Origin of the sequence: Boudabousia tangfeifanii (genome assembly GCF_001856685.1) — a bacterium.
Classification (GTDB): Bacteria; Actinomycetota; Actinomycetes; order Actinomycetales; family Actinomycetaceae; genus Boudabousia; species Boudabousia tangfeifanii.
In genome coordinates this window covers 575161-593652 of sequence record NZ_CP017812.1, presented here as the reverse complement: position 1 = coordinate 593652, position 18492 = coordinate 575161, and the positions used below count along the sequence as shown (strand labels likewise).

The window sequence follows — 18492 nt, the reverse complement described above, 5'->3', positions numbered from 1 at the left end:
CCTACCTCTAGTAGGCGCCGCCATTGATAAGGCAAGCGGCATGTGCCCATCCTGCGCAGGACACCACAAGGCTCAGCCGGTCGAAGACACCACTGAACTGGGCTGGACCCCTGGCGTCCCAGAGCCGGAAGATCCCTTGCGCTGGGGCGATAAGTTCCCTAAGGGTGCAGCAGAAAATCTGCGCAATACCCAGCTTCGCCGTAACTTGCGCTACGCCACCCACAAGATCCGTGACAAGCGTAATGACCGCGTAGCCGAAATGCCCGACTGGGAAGAACTACGCGATGCGGCCTCGGCCATCAAGCACCAGACCATGTCGAACTTGCCTGAGCTACTCGAAGAGATGGAACGCAATGTTCAGGCTCGCGGCGGTATTGTTCACTGGGCTCGCGATGCCAAAGAAGCCAATGAAATCATCCACCAGATTCTAGTGGAAAAGCAGGTCGACGAGGTCGTTAAGGTCAAGTCGATGGTGACCCAAGAAATCGGGATGAACAAGTACTTGGCTGATCGTGGGATCAAAGCTTGGGAAACCGACTTGGCAGAAATGATTGTGCAGCTATCGGAAGATATGCCAAGCCACATTGTGGTTCCTGCCATTCACCGTAACCGCGCTGAAATTCGCGCCATTTTCGCCAACCGAATGGATGATGCCCCGGCTGACCTCAGCACCGATCCTCGCACTTTGGCAATGGCTGCCCGCGCTCACTTGCGTAAGAAGTTCCTCTCGGCGAAGGTAGCAATCTCCGGCTCGAACATGATGATTGCCGAATCCGGCACTCTTACCGTGTTCGAATCTGAAGGCAATGGCCGTATGTGCCTAACTTTGCCAGAAACCCTCATCTCAGTGGTTGGCATTGAAAAAATGGTGCCGACTTTCAAGGATGCGGAAGTGTTCGCCCAGTTGCTCCCCCGTTCTGCCACTGGTGAGCGCATGAATCCTTACACCACCTTCTGGACTGGTGTCACCGAGGGCGATGGTCCTCAGGAATTCCACCTCGTGCTCCTAGACAATGGCCGTTCGAAGGCACTGGCCGATGAAATCGGTCGCGAAGCATTGCACTGCATTCGTTGTGGCGCTTGCATGAACGTTTGCCCAGTTTACGAACATGTGGGCGGTCACGCCTACGGCAGCGTTTATCCTGGCCCAATCGGCGCAATCTTGACTCCACAGTTGACTGACAGCATGGATCGTCATGATCCTAACTCGGCTTTGCCTTTCGCCTCGTCACTGTGCGGGGCTTGCTACGAAGCTTGCCCGGTCAAGATTGATATTCCGACCAACTTGGTACGTCTGCGCCAGCGCGTCACTGACGCTAACCGTGGTGGCATCCCGGACATGTGGGACGTGGCCATGGCTGCTACCTCGCCAGTAATGGCTTCTGGTAAAGCCTTCGATGCTGCCGGTCGCGCGGCCAAGCTTGGCCGTATCGTAGCTGGTAAGAAACAACGGATTGGCGCTCTGCCCTATCCGGCATCCATGTGGACTGGCGCTCGTGATATTCCGGCACCACCCGCCCAAAACTTCCGCCAGTGGTGGAAGAAGCACGAGGAGGAAAAGTGATGGACGCACGTACCGAAATTTTGAACAATGTTCGTCAGGCGCTAGCAGTCTCGCAAAAGGCTCCAGCTCCAGAGCCACCACGCGAATACCGCCAGGAAACGGAACACGCAGTCGGCTCGCAACCAGTTATCGACGAGCTAGTCGATGCCTTGATTGACTACACTGCAGAAGTCACCGTAGTGGATGAAGCTGGGATTGAAGAAGCCATCTCTAACTTCCTCATGCTCGACGAAGCCAAGCGCGTAGTTGTCCCAGCTGGTCTACCAGAAACTTGGAAGAAAGCTGCCGGCAATGATGGTCGCGAAGTAGTAGTCGATGATCCCGCTTCGCCATTAACGAACCATGAGCTTGACAAGATTCAAGCAGTGGTGACTGGTGCTCGTTTGGGTATCTCCTTGTCTGGCACCATCGTCCTCGATGGACAGTCCGATCAGGGTCGCAGAGCCATCACTTTGGTGCCAGATACTCACGTTTGTGTCTTGTACGCCAAGGATGTCTACCCAACTGTGCCACAAGCTGTGAAAGTGCTGGAAGCACACCCAACTCGCCCCTTGACCTGGTTCGCGGGACCCTCCGCAACCTCGGACATTGAGCTGGTTCGTGTCGATGGAGTACACGGTCCACGCAATTTGCGAGTTATCATAGTTAAGTAACAGTTGACTTACCTGCTGGTTGGTAAGCAAAACTGAGTGGCCCGTCGGTATCGGCGGGCCACACTTTTATCTGAGCGCATCTGCGTCCCAAGACAAGAACTGCTTAAATCTAGACGTATTTTCACCCCATAACAAGAGCCTCTTGGAACTGGACCCGTCCTGCTTTTTCGTTGAACCGTGTTAAACCTGGGCGAAGCACCCGTACTTTGATAGGCTCAAAAAGCCAGCAACCACGCACCTCGCAGACCCACTTTCTGCACCTGATAGGAGGAAAACACATGGAAGCCGAAGATTACAACGGCGAACATCTAATGAACGTGGCTAAACAGGCGGCGGACGCGGCAGCACGCTATCTAGCCAGCCTAGACCGCAGTAAGATCACACGCGAATATAAAGGCAACGATCACCACGATATCGTTACCGAACACGATCAGCGGGCCGAAGAGATTATTAAGCAGATCCTGTTAGAAGAAGTGCCTGATGCTCAAATCGTGGGCGAGGAAAGTGGCTTAACCGAAGGTGGTGGCCGAGTAGTGTTCTATGTTGATCCCATCGACGGCACCACTTTCTTTGCCAGCGGCTCCCCCCTATATTGCGTCAGTATCGGGGTTGAGCTAGACGGCAAACTCCTCAGCGGCGTGGTCAATGCTCCTTCTTTGGGCTGGGAGTTCAAAACCGACGGCGAAAATGCTTGGTTCAATGATGCTCCGATTGTTCCCATGCCTGAGCGACAAACCCACGACCAAGTCGCTTTGTCCTACTACCCGGTCTTAAATGACCTCAATGCGAATGAGCAAATCACCGTCGACAACGTCAAAGCTCTCAAACGTGAATTCACGATGAACGTGGTGGTTGGACCGGCCGCCTTACAAATGTGCTGGGTGGCGATGGGCTGGGCCGATTTGAGCTACTACAACTACATCAGCCCATGGGATGTTGCCGCTGGAATGGCTATCGTGCATGCACTTGGCGGGCACACTGATTCTTTCCCGCAAGGGCACATCACTGATGGTCGCCACCATTTAGCGACGACCCTAGTGACCTACCGCGGCAAGGAAAGTAACCCGGTAGTTACCCACGCGATGTCGGAAGCTGCGCGCCTTCGGATTGAGTTTCGGAAATAATCTGGGCTAATCCCTGCACCCAATCCTCACGGGTTGACAAGGTGGGAATATAACGGAGTTCGTCACCACCGGCTGCCTGGAACTGTTCCGCCCCTGTCAGGGCAATTTCTTCCAGAGTTTCTAGGCAGTCGGTCAAGAACCCAGGACAGATCACCGACAGTGTCCTCACGCCCTCGGCTGGCAACTTCGCGAACAAATCTTGAGTAGAGGGTAACAACCAAGGAGCCGGACCAAACTTGGACTGGTAAGACATGGTCCATTCGTGCTGCGCTAAACCCAGTTCGTGCGCTAAAAGCTGGGCGGTACGTTCACATTCAAGGCGATAGGGATCGCCCGCCTTATCCTGTGCTTGGGGAATCCCATGGAAGCTAAATAGGATGTGGTCAGCTCGCCCTTGCGCTTCCCAGTGCATTCTTACGGACTTTGCTAGCGACTTGATATAAGCCGGATGGGCACCATAATGAGCGATAGTTTGAACATCCGGCTGGTTTCGTTGCCTCAATAGTTCCCGCCACAGCGCGTCCAAGGAGGCACCAGAGGAACTTGCTGCATATTGGGGATAAAGCGGTAGGGCAATAATTTTTCCAGCTCCTGCCGCTTTTAGCTTGCCGAGGGCGGACTCCACACTGGGGTGGCCATAAGTGCAAGCGAATTCGACCGGAATCGAGGTCTGGGCCGTGGCTAATTCTTGAGCTAAAGCTTGAGCTAGAGCCGCAGTTTCTAACAGGAGGGGGGACCCGTCCTCGGTCCAAATACGTTGATAGATTTTGCCAGAACGACGAGGGCGGAAGGTGAGGATGGGACCGTGGAGAATTGGACGCCATAAAAGCGGGTGCATCTCAATCACTCGACGGTCTGAAAGAAAATGCTTCAGGAACTTTCGTACGTGCTTTGGCTTGGGCGATTTCGGGGTTCCAAGATTTAAAAGGAGCACCCCAATCCGGTTGGGGTCGGGACGCTTCGCAGCTTCTTTTCTAAACAAACTCACCGGACTATTGTTACATAACTTAAATGTTTGTCATAATTTAGCTGGGGTGAACCATTTGGTTCACCCCAGCTAAATTATTGCTAGATCAGCGGTTGAAACGGAGTCGGTAGAGAAAGGCCGCCATGGCTTCGCGAGTCACGCTGTTTTCTGGACGGAAAGTGCCATCAGCCCAACCGGTAGTAATACCAGCCTGCTGCATCCACTGCACTTCCCGATCGAACAACTTACCCTCACCCATATCCTTGAACTTAGGCAACAACGGATCAACCTTAAGGTTCTTTAGAGCCGGTGAACACAAATTAGTCTTCACACAAGCTCGATTCATAAAGGCCGCCATCGCATGACGCTCAATCGGCTGCCGTGGACGGAAAGTGCCATCTGCCCAACCGGTGGTGATACCAGTCTGGGAGAGCCAGGTGATTTCCTTAGCAAACTGGTAGTTTGCAGGCACATCCTTAAACTGTTTCTTGGCGGTGACCTTAGGGGAACCAGCCAAACGGTACAAGAATGCTGCCATAGCTTCACGGGTTACTGGTAGCTTGGGGCGGAAGGTACCATCGGCATAACCAGTGGAAACCTGTTCTGGAGACTTGGCCAACCAGTAAATTTCATTGGCAAAGGGGCTATTAACCTTTACATCCTTGAAGGGGTCCGCAATCGCCTTTGGGGCCTTTGCCACGCGCTGGTTGATCTGACGCATCAGGTCTTCCGCGGTCTTGGCTCCTTCCTTCTTCTTTGCCTTTTCTAGCTCGACCTTTAGCTTTGCTAGTTCCTGATTGAGCTGGTCAACCTTTTCCTTAGCTACCTTCTTGGCCTCACTTTCCCGAACCTTCTCGAGCTCAGCCTTAGTCTTCGCTAGTTCCTGATCTAGCTGGTCAACCTTTTCCTTAGCTACCTTCTTGCCTTCACTTTCCCGGACCTTCTCAAGTTCAGCATTGGTCTTAGCTAGTTCGTCCTTGAGACGATCAAATTCTTCGCGAGCTACCTTCTTAGCCTCTAGTTCTTTAACCTTGGCTAGTTCAGCATTGACCTTTCCTAGTTCACCGTTAACTCGGGCAAGCTCTGCTTTGGTCTTGGCAAGTTCGGCCGCATTTTGGTGTTCGTCAAGAGATTTTTCCAGTTCAGACTTTGTCTGTTCTAGTTCTGTTTGCGTCTTCTTGAGTTCTTCAGTCTTAGCGGCAAGCTCAGCTTCACTCTTGCTCAAGTCACCGTTTGTTTCGTGTAATTCTTCGGTCTTTTTGGTGAGAGCAGTCTGAGTCTTTTCCAAATCCTCAGCAGTCTTTACTAACTTGTCCCGTGTGGTGTCTAGTTCGCCCTTAGTCTTAGCTAGTTCACCAGCCGTTTCCGCTAGCTTGGCATCCTTATTTGCGAGGTCGGCTTTAGTGCCGGAAAGCTCTTCACTAGTTTTGGCGAGTTTAGCTTCAGTTTCACCGAGGGCGTCCTTGGTGGTAGCCAATTCGCTGGCAGTGTCAGCCAACTGCTGGCGAGTGTCGGCCAAAGTATTTTCCACATCGGCCAAATCAGACTTGAGCTGTTTAATCTGTTCGGTATGGTCTTTCCCGTCAGATTCAAGTGCCACAATCTTCGCTTGCAATGCCTCTTGTTTGCTTTCTAGGGCACTCTTTTGCTCTTGTAGTACTTGCTTTTCGCCTTCAAGAGTCTCAACTGTCTCAGTGAGCTCGACTTTGTCCTGATTTAGCGCATCATGGCTCTTTTGCAATGAGTCTCGTTCGGCTTCTAGGGCCGACTTTTCTTTGGTTAGCTGCGCTTGAGTTGCTTCTAGGTCGCCCTTAGCCTTTTCAAGTTCGGCCTTTTGCCCTTCAAGATCTTGCTTGGCTTTTTCGAGGGCAGCTTTATCTGCCTGCAAACTAGCTAGAGTTGCTTCTTTTGCCGCTAGTTCTTCTTCTAGCTGGGCAACTTTATCTACAGCTGCACGCAGTGCTGGTGCCGGATCCATTGCTTCTGCACCTGGGTCTTTGAGGTGCAACCAATTCTGATCGATAGTCATGTAGTTAATCGTGGAGCTTTCGCCCTCGTAAAGCAGACCGTACTTACCGTCACCAAGTGGGGTGAGGGTGGAGTACTGCATGGCTCCATCTTTGAACTGACGACCTTCGTTCCAGTTCATGCCATTGTCATAAGAAACACGGACATAACCGTTTTGACGGGTGGAACCGTAGGCATTAGAGAACAAAAGGATCTTTGCTCGCATCGAGTCCTTGGGGGCGTCTGGGAAGGCGCGGATAATCGACGCGTTGTTAACGGGATCAACTAGGTCCCAAGCGACTTGCCAGTTTGACCAAGTCTGTCCCTGATCATCCGAGGTCGCAAACATGCGGTGGTTTCCCCCAGGCCCGTTAGCAGAACGAGTACGAGTGTTGACCATCAGACGCCCGTCCGAGAGCTCGACCACCTTATTTTCGTCTGCGCCCTGTTGTGGGGTTGGTTCTCCTGATTTCCAGGTAACGCCGTGATCATCGGAGTATACCGAGTTGGCATGCCACCCCTTATCGTTAATGGCGGTGGTGTATTGCTGAATTAGACGACCCTTATGTTCACCATACTTGAGCTGAATACCTTCACCGGAAGCGGCGAAGCGGAAACGCCAAGTGCTCGGATCGTTGGTGATAGCTTTGGTGATGGTACGAACGTTCTTCCAAGTCAAGCCGTCATCGTCAGATTCAGCTACCGATGCGTGGATTACGTTTCGATCGTTAGGATCAGTACCTAGATGTGAACCTGCAATGCCCTGATTGAATGATTTGACCGAGAACAAGAAGATTTTATTAGTTTCGCGATCGACTACGAAGGAAGGGTCCGAATACCCATATTTTTGATTTCCAGGGCTCGTTTTTCCAGCCAGCGCCGTCTTAATTGGTGTCCAAGACTTGCCCCCGTCCTTTGAGATCCGGTAGATGATGGAGTTTGCTTGTGGGGCATCTGCACAGTTGAAAGGACGACCATCCCAAGCGGCAATCAGCCAACCATTAATCGGGGTCTTCGTCAGCGCTGGAATCCGGTGGCATTGGAAGCCAGCGGCACCAGCATTAGCCAAGCGGGCCGATTCCCCGATTGCATAGTCCCGAGGAGTGCCGAGCGGATCTGGGGCCACTCCCCCAACCACTTTAATCGCTGGTAGTTCAGTTACCATCCCATCTTGTACTACCTGTTCACCATTACGATCCCGAGTTACCTTCCACTCAACTCGAGGCACAAACTTACCTCGTTGAGCGTCCTCGGCAGTGACCACATGGTACGGGAAGGGACATTCTTTAAAGCTGTTTCCAGGAAGGTCTACCCAGCGACAGTTATGACCGGTATTAACATCTAAATCTGAAATATTGGATTTTGCGGGAAAAGCAGTTAATGCTTCGCCGGTATTGTTCCGGTAGGTAACTTTGAAGGTTAGACGATCACCTTCTCGAACGGTGTCCCCTAAGGAATCCGTACGGATAAGCTGATAGGTTATTTTGTCTTCCGCAGCTTGCGCAACATTCGGAACCACCGCTGGCACCATTGAGAGCATCAAGCTCCCCAAGCCAAGAGTAGCGGCCGCAATTACCCTGCGGGAACGATGGGTAGCACTCATTATTTACCTTTCTATTTCGACCACGATGTCGAGACAGCACTGTCTTTAATAGGATAACAAAATTCGTCACTCTTCGTTGAGGTTTTGTGAGTAAACAGGCGAAAAAGTAGGGATTCTGCGGTTTAGCAGAATCCCTACTTTTAAATCGTGACAGCTTAGCTGAAGGTTAATCAGTGATTAAACTTCATGCGGTACAAGAACGCTGCCATAGCTTCACGGGTCACGCTGTTTTCTGGACGGAAAGTACCATCAGCCCAACCGGTAGTAATACCAGCCTGCTGCATCCACTGCACTTCCCGATCGAACAACTTACCCTCACCCATATCCTTGAACTTAGGCAACAACGGATCAACCTTAAGGTTCTTTAGAGCCGGTGAACACAAATTAGTCTTCACACAAGCTCGATTCATAAAGGCCGCCATCGCATGACGCTCAATCGGCTGATCTGGACGGAAAGTACCATCAGCCCAACCAGTGGTGATACCAGTCTGAGACATCCATGAAATTGCCTTGGCGAACTGGTGATTCACGGGCACGTCCTTGAATACTTTGTTGACCTTAACCTTGGGAGAACCAGCCATACGGTACAAGAATGCTGCCATGGTCTGACGGTCAACTGGGAGACCTGGGCGGAAGGTGCCGTCTGGCCAACCGGTGGTCACCTTCTGCTCACCAGTAGCGGCCCAAGCGATTTCATTGACAAATGGGTTAGTCAAAGGCACATCCTTAAATGGAGCCTTCTTTGCCTTTGGTGCTTTCGCCTTGCGCAAGCCGATCTTATCGAGCAATTGCTGGACAGTTTCAGCTGGACGCGGGGTGCCACGCAACTGCTTGTCGAGCTGGTTGACCTTGCTCTTCAAAGTGCCGTTAGTCTGCTTTTCCCGCTTAAGATCGGTTTGAGCAGTGGTTAGTTGCTGTTCTAGCTTAGCAACCTTCGCTTCTCCAGCTTTACCTTCAGCCTTCGCCTTAGCTAGCTCTTGATTAATCTTGGAAACCTTGTTTTCAAGATTCTGAACCTTAGTAGCTGACTGCTTTTCTAGCTGCGACACTTTGGTAAGAGTCTTGGCTAGTTCGGTGCGCAAACCAGAGGCTTTAACCCGTTCGGTATTGAGTTCCTGTTTAGCCGAAGAAAGCGCTTCTTGCGCAGCCTTAATTTGGGCTGCCGAGGCGTTCTTATCGGCTTTGAGCTTAGCTACATTGTCTTCTAGCTGATTTACCTTGTTGGTAAGCTTTGAAACTTCAGCTTGCGCCTCGCGCTCAACCTTAGCCACCTTATCTAGGGCTTGATTGAGGTCATCCGACAGCTTGGCATTCTTAGTCTTTTCACCGGCTAGCTCTTTCTGCGCGTCAGCTAGCTTGGCTTTAGCTTCCTTAACCTCTGGAGCATTCGCTCCACCCTTAGCTTCAGCTTTCTTCACTGCTTCTTCGAGATTCTCAACCTTCTTTTCGAGGGTAGCGATCTTCTTCCCAGCAGTTTGACGACTCTGAGCTAACTCGGTGGTGGCAGCACCTAACTGTTCTTGTAGGGTGGCAACGTTTGCCTTTTCGGTTGCAAGGTTAGCTTGCGCCTTAGCTAGCTTGTCCTTGGCAGCCTTAAGCGCAGAAGCACTAGCCTTCTTATCGGCGCTTAGCTTCTTGACTTGGTCGTTTAGACCTGCCACTTCCTTTTCGAGTTGACCAATATTTTCCTTAGCCTTTGATTCAACCTTGGTGACTTTATCAAGTGCGACAGCTAGATCGTTGGTCAACTTAGCTGACTTTTCTTGCTCCGCCTGCAATTCCTTGGTAGCTTTGGCCAATTCCTTCTTGGCTTTTTCAAGCTCTGGAGTGGACTTGCCATTTTCAAAAGATTTGACCTGTTCTTGCAAATCGGCCACCTGAGCTTCCAGACTCTTTACCTTCTGGTTTGCCTTCGCGGTCTGGTTGGTCAGTTCCTGCAAGTTACGATCGTACTCGGCCTTCTTGCTAGCAAGTTCGCCTTCTTTTGCAGCGAGCTTCTCCTGACTCTTCGCCAGTTTCTCATTGCTATTCGCGAGCGCCTGTTTCGTCTGATCGACCTCGGCAGTCTTCTTTTGAAGTTCAGACTGGCTGTTAGCTAGCTGCTGCTTGGTGGTAGCAAGTTCTGCTTCTTTCTCCCCCAAGGTTTGCTTCGTCTTTGTCAGCTCAGCGTTAGTATTCTCCAACTCGCCAGTCTTACCGGTGAGGGCTTCCTCCTTCTTTGCTAGCTTAGCTTTAGTCTCAGCTAGCTCAGTGTTGGCAGTTTCGAGTTCATTGGTCTTTGTGCCAAGTTTTTCCTTAACATCAGCCAGTTCGCCCTTTACCCTTTGTAGTTCGGCAGCTGAAGCCTGACCATTTGCTTCCAGTTCAGCAACCTTCTGCTCAAGTTCAGACTTTTTATTTTCCAGCTTTTCTTTTTCGCTAGTTAGCTGGGTCTTTTGCTCCTCTAACGCAGACTTCTGACTCTCTAGCTCACGCTTTGCAGTTTCGAGCTCGCCCTTCTCGCGCTCAAGAGTGGCCTTTTCGCCTTCTAAACGAGACTTATCTTGCGTTAGCTGGTCACGTTCAGTTTCGAGTGCGGACTTAGCTGATTCTAGCTGTTCCTTCTCACGAGTTAGTTCAGCAACCTTTTCAGTCTTTTCAGCTAGTTCTGCAGTCAAGCGTTGATTTTCGGCTTTCGCCGTCTCCAGCTCAGGTTTCGGGTCCATCGCGTCTGGGCCCGGATCTTCTAGGTGCAGCCAGTTGTTGTCAATGGTCATGTAATTGATGGTCTTCGAGTTACCTTCATAAAGCAGACCATACTTCCCTTCCCCAAGCGGGGTTAAGGTCGAGTACTGCATGGCGCCATCTTTAAACTGACGACCCTCGTTCCAGTTCTTACCATCATCGTAAGAGACACGAACATAACCATTGTTGCGTTGCCACTGAGCACCGTTTTTCGCATTTGAGAAAAGAAGAATCTTTGCACGCATTGAATTCTTTGGAGCATCAGGGAAAGCACGGATCAAAGAAGCGTTGTTGACAGGATCAATCAAATCCCAGGCGGTCTTCCATGGTCCCCAAGTTTCACCTTGATCTGTAGAGTAAGCGTACATACGGTGATGTCCGCCCGGGCCATGATGTGAACCAGTGCGCGAGTTAACCATCAGACGCCCGTCTGAAAGTTCAACAACTTTATTTTCGTCCGCGCCTTGTTCTGTTGGCTCACCAGTTTGCCAAGTTACCCCATGGTCATCCGAATAGACTGAGTGAGCTTTCCAGACCGCTCCAGGGAAAGCAGTGGTGTACTGCTGAATTAATCGCCCTGCGTGAGGACCATATTTTAGTTGGATACCTTCGCCGGAAGTTGCGAAACGGGAAATCCAAGTACTTTCGTCTTTCAGCGTGCTAGCTGTAATCAGACGCTGGTTTGTCCAAGTTTGACCGTCATCAGTAGATTCCACTACCGAGGCATGCATCACCCCACGGTTGTTTGGGTCAACCCCAGGAAGACCTTGTTGGAACTTTCGGTCAAAAGACTTCACGGTAAACATGAAAATCTTGTTGGTTTCGCGGTCAACGACAAAAGAAGGATCAGAATAGCCGTATTTTTCAGCTACTGGATTTTCTTTGCCTTCCAACGCTACCTTAAGAGAAGTCCAAGATTTGCCGCCGTCTTTAGAAATACGATAGACAATGCTGTTCGGCTGTGGCGCATCCTGGCAATCATTGGGACGGCCATCCCAAGCAGCCAATAGCCATCCGTTGATCGGGGTCTTAGTCAACGCGGGAATACGGTGACAATTAAAACCACCGTAATTCTCACGAGCCAGTTCAACTGGTGCACCCATGGCATATTCTCGCGGAGTTTGTGCATTATCTGCGGGCACATTTGGATCAACGGCAATTGGTTCTCCGACTACAGAAATGCCAGTTTCGATTACATCGTTACCTGCACGGTCATGAGTAATATTCCAAGAAGAAGTAGGAGTAAAACTTCCGTTGCGCATATCTTCTCGGTTCACAATGTGGAAACCATAGCCACATTCTTTTGTGACACCTGGGCCAAGATTAAAATAGCGGCAGTTGCGATCTGGGAAACGCGTGACATCAAAATCGTTAATATTTGAAGTCTTTGGGAAAGGTGTCAGGTTCCCGCCTGTATTATTGCGGTACTTAATTTTAAAGGTCAGGCGATCCCCAACGTGCACTGTGGAACCATGATTATCAGTTCGCTCGAAGGTAAAGGTGATCTTTTCACCTGCCGCCATCGCGGTTGGTACCGACGGCAAAGGCATTGCTCCAAATAACAATGCTCCGGTCGCCAACGCTACCGTCGGGACTAGACGACGAATATGTTTTGGTTGAGTCATAGCTAACCTTTCTTTTGCGACAACAATGTCGAGACAGCTCTGTCAGGTTATAGATTAGCAATTTATTCCAAACTCAATTGGACAAAAAAGTAATATTTTTATTACATTTTCAAGTTTAAAAATATCCCCATACTCACCTAGGACGTTTGGCCGAGATATTTACCTCCTGTTTTTGCCTTGCTTCACAATAAAAAATAAATCTCTCAGAAATGTATTGAAGTCGGCCGTTACTTTTTTGGGAAAATATGAGACCATTAAGCCATGCGTGCAATTATGACTGTTACTGGATTAGACCATACTGGAATCGTTAGCGAAGTTACTACTGAACTAGCTAAACACAAGGTAAATATTCTCAATATTTCCCAGAATCTGATGGGTGAATATTTCACCATGATTCTGCATCTGGAGTTCGACGAAACGAAAGCTCCCCTAGGAGTACTGCAAACAGCTATGGAGCAAGTGGCCAAACAAGAAGCCTTAGATATTCGGATCCAGTCCGAAGCTATCTTCGCAGCCATGCATCAACTCTGAGGAGATAATCATGTCACTTGATAACTCCGCTAACATTCTAGAAACCATCCACATGATTAGTGCGGACAAATTGGACATCCGCACAGTCACCATGGGGATCAACCTATTGCAATGTGCTGATAGCAATGGGGAAAAAGCTCGCCAACGCTGCTACGATCTCATCACCTCGCAAGCGCAAAACTTGGTGAAGGTAGCTGATGAGATTGCCGCAGAACTGGGCATTCCGATCATTAACAAACGTATTTCAGTCACCCCAATCGCTTTGGTAGCAGCTGCAAGCGGCGAAACCAATCTCACTCCTTGGGCTCGCATGCTTGATAAAGCCGCGAAAGAGTGCGGAGTCGATTTTGTTGGCGGCTTTAGCGCCCTCGTCGATAAAGGTAGTACCCCAGCCGAACTTAATCTAATACATTCACTACCGGAAGCACTCAACACTACCGATGTGGTTTGTGGCAGTGTCAATGTAGCCTCGTCCCGCGCGGGCATCAATATGGATGCCACTGCTCTGCTTGGTCGGACCATTAAGGAGATTGCCGCTGGAGAAAACGGCATCTTGGGAGCTGCGAAACTGGTGGTCTTCGCGAATGCTGTTGGCGATAATCCGTTCATGGCCGGCGCTTTCCACGGGGTCGAGATGCCACAATGCGTCGTTTCCGTGGGTGTTTCTGGCCCAGGCGTGATCAAGCGCGCGGTCGATCAGGTAGGGGCAGATGGCACCTGTGACGATGTGGCCGCTGCGGTTAAAACTGCCGCTTTTAAAATCACCCGCGTCGGTCAACTAGTCGGCACTATGGCTGCAGAACGTCTTGGGGTCGAATTTGGTATTGTGGACCTCTCTTTGGCTCCTACCGCCGAGGTCGGAGACTCGGTAGCCCGTGTGCTCGAAGCTATGGGCTTAGAACAGGTTGGGGCGGCAGGCACCACTGCAGCACTGGCTTTGCTCAATGACGCCGTTAAGAAGGGTGGCATGATGGCCTGTTCTCGGGTTGGTGGCCTGTCTGGCTCTTTTATCCCTGTGTCCGAGGACGAGGGTATGATCGCCGCGGCCGCCAATGGCAGCTTAAATATTGAAAAGCTAGAAGCCATGACTGCTATTTGTTCAGTCGGTCTTGATATGGTGGCTATTCCTGGAGATACCTCTGCCGAAGTGATTGCCGGCATTATTGCTGACGAGGCTGCGATTGGAGTTATGAACCATAAGACCACAGCGGTTCGTTTGATCCCCGCGCCAGGCACTAAACCTGGCGATGTAGTCAACTTTGGGGGACTTTTGGGTTACGCCCCAGTGATGGCAGTTAATCCGCATTCTCCTGCAACTTTGGTAAATCGTGGCGGGCTGATCCCAGCACCGATTCACGCTTTTAAGAACTAGCAGATTAGTTTCTGTGGGGGGCAAGCTTGGCGCTTGCCCCCCACTTTTTATCTTTATGCCAAAAGCCGGCTTCGAAACACTAAAGAATAGTGTTTCGAAGCCGGCTTTTTGTGGCCGGTTAGGCTTAGAGGCCCTTGAAGACAGCCTTTGCCAACTGACGGTTCATGAAGGCGATGTTGTCCAAGGAGATACCCTTAGGGCAAACAGCGGCACATTCACCAATGTTGGTGCAGGAGCCGAAGCCTTCTTCGTCGTGTTGGTTTAGCATGTCGGTGACACGCTGAAGGTTTTCTGGTTTACCCTGTGGCAACAAGCCGAGGTGGGTAACTTTTGCCGAGGTGAACAGCATTGCCGATCCGTTCGGGCAAGCAGCGACACAAGCGCCACAGCCGATGCAAGCAGCAGCTTCGAAGGAACGGTCAGCGTCCTGCTTCGGAACTGGAGTTGCGTGTGCATCAGGAGCAGCACCGGTGTTTACGGAAATGTAGCCACCAGCCTGGATAATGCGGTCAAAGGCCGAGCGGTTAACCACTAGGTCCTTGATGATCGGGAATGCGGTCGAACGCCATGGTTCAATGGTGATGGTGTCACCATCTTTGAAGTGGCGCATGTGTACCTGACAGGTGGTGGTGTTCTGATCAGCGGAGGGGCCTTCGTTACCGTGAGGCACGCCGTTAATCACTAGACCACACTGGCCACAAATACCTTCGCGGCAGTCAGAGTCAAATGCGATGGGTTCTTCACCGCGGGCAAACAGCTCTTCGTTTAGAACGTCAAGCATTTCGAGGAACGAGGAGTCCTCCGAAATGCCGGTGAGCTTGTAGTCATGTAGCGCACCGTCGCTACCGTCGGCGTTCTGACGCCAGATTCGCAGTGTTACGTTCACTTGTAGCTACGCTCCTTCAGCTCAATGTTCTTGTAGACCAAATCTTCTTTGTGGAGGATTGGTGGCTGGTCATCGCCACCGAATTCCCAAGCTGCCACGTAGGTGTACTCGGCGTCGTTACGCTTTGCTTCACCTTCTGCGGTCTGGGATTCCTCACGGAAGTGACCACCACAGGATTCGCTGCGGTGTAGGGCGTCGATACACATGAGCTCGGCTAGTTCCATGAAGTCGGCAACGCGGCCGGCCTTTTCTAGGGACTGGTTGAGTTCACCAATCGACTTACCGGGGACGCGTACGTTGGTCCAGAACTCCTTGCGAAGTTCACGGATCTTATCGATAGCTAGCTTGAGGCCAGCTTCGTTACGCGACATGCCACAGTATTCCCACATGATCGAGCCGAGTTCCTTGTGGAAGGAGTCGACCGAACGGTTACCGTTGATGCTCATGAGCTTATCGATTCGAGCTTGGGCTTCATCACGTGCTTCAACCACGGCTGGAGCATTTGCGTCAAGCTTTTCGAATGGGCCAGATGCTAGGTAATCGTTAATGGTGTTAGGCAATACGAAGTAGCCGTCCGACAGACCCTGCATCAAAGCAGAGGCGCCTAGGCGGTTAGCACCGTGGTCGGAGAAGTTAGCTTCACCGGTGACGAACAAACCTGGGATCGAGGATTCGAGGTCGTAGTCGACCCAGAGGCCACCCATGGTGTAGTGCACTGCTGGGTAAATACGCATTGGCACTTCATATGGGTTGTCGTCGGTGATGCGTTCGTACATGTCGAAGAGGTTGCCGTACTTTGCAGAAACAGCGTCCTTGCCCATGCGGTTAATCGCATCAGCGAAGTCGAGGTATACGCCGCGAGCGACGCCGTCGATCTTAGGACCGACGCCTCGGCCTTCGTCACAAACGTTCTTGGCGTTACGGGAGGCAACGTCACGAGGAACGAGGTTACCGAAGGATGGGTAAATACGTTCGAGGTAGTAGTCGCGATCTTCTTCTGGAATGTCGCGAGGATCCTTTTCGCAATCTTCAGCCTTCTTGGGAACCCAAATACGACCGTCGTTACGGAGGGATTCACTCATTAGGGTTAGCTTGGACTGCTGATCACCATGCTGCGGGATGCAGGTTGGGTGAATCTGGGTGTAGCAAGGGTTACCGAAGTAAGCGCCCTTACGGTGTGCACGCCAGATAGCAGAACCGTTACAGCCCATGGCGTTGGTCGATAGGAAGAAGACGTTTCCGTAACCACCGGTAGCTAGTACCACAGCGTCTGCGGTGTAGGTCTTGACTTCACCGGTGGACATATCACGGGCTACGATGCCGCGAGCTCGTCCATCGGCCACAATCAATTCGACCATTTCGTGACGTGGGTATTCCTTTACGGTACCGGCAGCAACCTGACGTTCCATTGCCTGGTAAGCACCGATCAATAGCTGCTGACCTGTCTGGCCACGAGCGTAGAAGGTACGGGAAACCTGCACACCACCGAAGGAACGGTTATCGAGCAGACCGCCGTATTCGCGAGCGAATGGAACGCCCTGAGCAACACACTGGTCGATGATGGCAGCAGAAACTTCTGCTAGACGGTACACGTTGGTTTCACGTGCACGGTAGTCGCCGCCCTTAACGGTGTCGTAGAACAGACGGTAAACCGAGTCGTTGTCGTTACGGTAGTTCTTAGCTGCGTTGATACCACCCTGTGCTGCAATGGAGTGCGCACGGCGAGCAGAATCTTGGTAGAAGAAGCAGTGAACGTTGTAGCCCATTTCGCCAAGCGAAGCGGCAGCAGCGCCACCAGCCAAACCAGAGCCAACGATGATTACCGAGAGCTTACGACGGTTAGCTGGGTTAACTAGCTTGGCGTTGAACTTACGCTGTTCCCAAACTTGAGCCAAGGGCACATCGGTTGGTGCCTTGGTATCCGCGATTTTTTCGCCTTCGCGGTAGAGGCCAGAGATCATTTCTGACATCAGTGAACACCACCAGTGATTAGTAGGTAGATCGGAGGAGCCATGAACAACAAGAACACGAAAGCACCGACCAAACCGGAAACGATGATGATCAAGGACTTGGTGTTCTTACGGAGCCACCCGAAGGACTGAAGAGCAGACCAGATGCCGTGCGAGATGTGCAAGCAAAGGGCACCCACACCAATCGCGTAAACCAGTACCATGTACCAGTGCGAGAAGGTGGTCTGCATCATTAGGTAAGGAGCGGTGGCAACACCGTCAACCTCAGGTGCGTTGTAAGCATTAGCGTCACCAATCTTGAACCACTTCATGGTGAAGTGCCCCAAGTGGAATAGGATGAAGAACAGCAAGATAACGCCACCCACACGCATGGTACGTGCAGCGTAAGCGTCAGAAGCGGACTTCTTGACCATGTAACGGGAACCACGGGCGCGGTTAGAGCGCTTCCAGGTGTTTGCCGCTGCCCACAAGTGAACTGCAAGGAAGACCAAAAGGCCGACACGCAAGATCCACAGCAAGCCTTCGTAAGGAAGGATGGGCATGAACATGGTGCGCAAGTGATGCGCATACTCGTTGTAAGCCTCAGGACCTTGGAAGATCTTGAGGTTACCGTAGGAATGGAAAATAACAAATACGACAAAGAACAGACCTGAAATAGCCATCAGTTGTTTCATGAACACTGTGGTATTCCAGCTGCGTCGTTTCTGGGATGATTTCGTAATATTGGCCACGGCAATAAGTTACCTGAATTGATGCTTAACCTTTAGGACAGAAGTCTTATTCTTCCTTAGAGCCAGCTACCAAAAGTGACTTTTTCCCGACATTACGCCACTTTAGGTAACCCATGTGACCGCCCCCACGAAAGTGGATTTTTCTAGTGACTAGCTATATTTAGGTGAGCATTACGCAACATTGTTTTTATTAAAATCGTTGGCCCTTAGCTCTATGGACAGCTTAGTCGAGTTTGCACGCCATAATCACAGCGTCTTCAGTAGGCTGATGGTAGTAGCGTTTGCGGCGATCGATCTCTTCAAATCCGAGGCTCCGATAGAGGCTCGCAGCGATTTCATTGGATTCTCGAACTTCAAGGAAAGCCATCTCAACTCCAGCTGCTTTACCTGCCCGCAATAACGCCATGGTTAAGGTCCGTCCAAGGCCTTTACCTCGAGCTGTTTCGATCACTCCGACTGTCATAATTTCGATGCTGTCGCCACCACGCATGGCACCTGCATAGCCCACCATGGTGGAATTTTCGTCAAATACACCTAGATAAATGCGATAAGGACCGGTGAATTCGGCCTGTAGCATGGGTACAGTCCAAGCGTCCCGAGGAAAGACTTCTAATTCAATGGCCGCTGCGTCGAACACCTCGTCCTCGGTCAGTATACGTAGCGAATAGCCTTCGGGAACTGCGGTGGCGAGGGCGGCATCGCGCGGCTCGGGGTTAACTGGCATCGTAGTTCCTC

12 protein-coding genes are annotated in these 18492 nt (G+C 51.2%); 5 read left to right on the top strand and 7 right to left on the bottom strand.

The genetic code is table 11. From position 1 onward, the window contains the following. Positions 1–40 precede the first annotated feature (40 nt). The 3 genes from BK816_RS02290 to BK816_RS02280 all read left to right on the top strand — a co-directional run bounded on the left by BK816_RS02290 (position 41) and on the right by BK816_RS02280 (position 3341). On the top strand, positions 41–1564 hold the full coding sequence (locus BK816_RS02290; RefSeq protein ID WP_083379225.1) for a LutB/LldF family L-lactate oxidation iron-sulfur protein: 1524 nt from the start codon (positions 41–43) through the stop codon (positions 1562–1564). Further along, a complete protein-coding gene (locus tag BK816_RS02285) occupies positions 1564–2217 on the top strand; it encodes a LutC/YkgG family protein (RefSeq protein ID WP_071163738.1) in 654 nt (217 codons plus the stop codon). The genes BK816_RS02290 and BK816_RS02285 overlap by 1 nt, the downstream gene beginning before the upstream one ends. A 278-nt stretch (positions 2218–2495) precedes the next feature. Further along, on the top strand, positions 2496–3341 hold the full coding sequence (locus BK816_RS02280; RefSeq protein WP_071163737.1) for an inositol monophosphatase family protein: 846 nt from the start codon (positions 2496–2498) through the stop codon (positions 3339–3341). Here BK816_RS02280 and hemH read toward each other — a convergent pair. From hemH to BK816_RS02265, 3 genes are all read right to left on the bottom strand, one after another. Beyond that, entirely contained in the window at positions 3289–4329 is a 1041-nt protein-coding gene (gene hemH / locus BK816_RS02275) for a ferrochelatase (RefSeq protein ID WP_071163736.1), read from the bottom strand. The two genes, BK816_RS02280 and hemH, sit on opposite strands and share 53 nt — an antisense overlap. Positions 4330–4414: 85 nt before the next feature. Next, positions 4415–7918: an S-layer homology domain-containing protein gene (locus BK816_RS02270; RefSeq protein WP_071163735.1), complete on the bottom strand. Its 3504-nt coding sequence runs from the start codon at positions 7916–7918 to the stop codon at positions 4415–4417. Positions 7919–8088: 170 nt separating this feature from the next. Beyond that, the gene (locus tag BK816_RS02265; RefSeq protein WP_071163734.1) at positions 8089–12267 is read right to left on the bottom strand and encodes an exo-alpha-sialidase; all 4179 of its coding nucleotides are present in this window, start codon (positions 12265–12267) and stop codon (positions 8089–8091) included. 261 nt (positions 12268–12528) lie between these two features. Here BK816_RS02265 and BK816_RS02260 point away from each other — a divergent pair, with 261 nt between their 5' ends. Next, positions 12529–12798 carry an ACT domain-containing protein gene (locus BK816_RS02260; protein WP_071163733.1) on the top strand — a complete coding sequence of 90 codons (270 nt, stop codon included), beginning with the start codon at positions 12529–12531 and terminating at the stop codon, positions 12796–12798. Between the two features lie 10 nt (positions 12799–12808). Beyond that, positions 12809–14170 carry a PFL family protein gene (locus BK816_RS02255; protein WP_156981972.1) on the top strand — a complete coding sequence of 454 codons (1362 nt, stop codon included), beginning with the start codon at positions 12809–12811 and terminating at the stop codon, positions 14168–14170. 124 nt (positions 14171–14294) lie between these two features. On the opposite strand, the gene BK816_RS02250 is transcribed toward BK816_RS02255, so the two are convergent. From BK816_RS02250 to rimI, 4 genes are all read right to left on the bottom strand, one after another. Then, the gene (locus BK816_RS02250) at positions 14295–15056 is read right to left on the bottom strand and encodes a succinate dehydrogenase/fumarate reductase iron-sulfur subunit (RefSeq protein ID WP_071163731.1); all 762 of its coding nucleotides are present in this window, start codon (positions 15054–15056) and stop codon (positions 14295–14297) included. Further along, positions 15053–17026 (bottom strand): fumarate reductase/succinate dehydrogenase flavoprotein subunit, encoded by a 1974-nt coding sequence (locus BK816_RS02245; RefSeq protein ID WP_071163730.1) that lies wholly within the window; start codon positions 17024–17026, stop codon positions 15053–15055. The genes BK816_RS02250 and BK816_RS02245 overlap by 4 nt, the downstream gene beginning before the upstream one ends. Continuing rightward, on the bottom strand, positions 17026–17757 hold the full coding sequence (locus BK816_RS02240) for a succinate dehydrogenase cytochrome b subunit (protein WP_071163729.1): 732 nt from the start codon (positions 17755–17757) through the stop codon (positions 17026–17028). Before BK816_RS02240 ends, BK816_RS02245 begins: the two co-directional genes overlap by 1 nt. Before the next feature lie 223 nt (positions 17758–17980). Further along, positions 17981–18481: a ribosomal protein S18-alanine N-acetyltransferase gene (rimI, locus tag BK816_RS02235; RefSeq protein ID WP_071163728.1), complete on the bottom strand. Its 501-nt coding sequence runs from the start codon at positions 18479–18481 to the stop codon at positions 17981–17983. Positions 18482–18492: the final 11 nt, after the last annotated feature.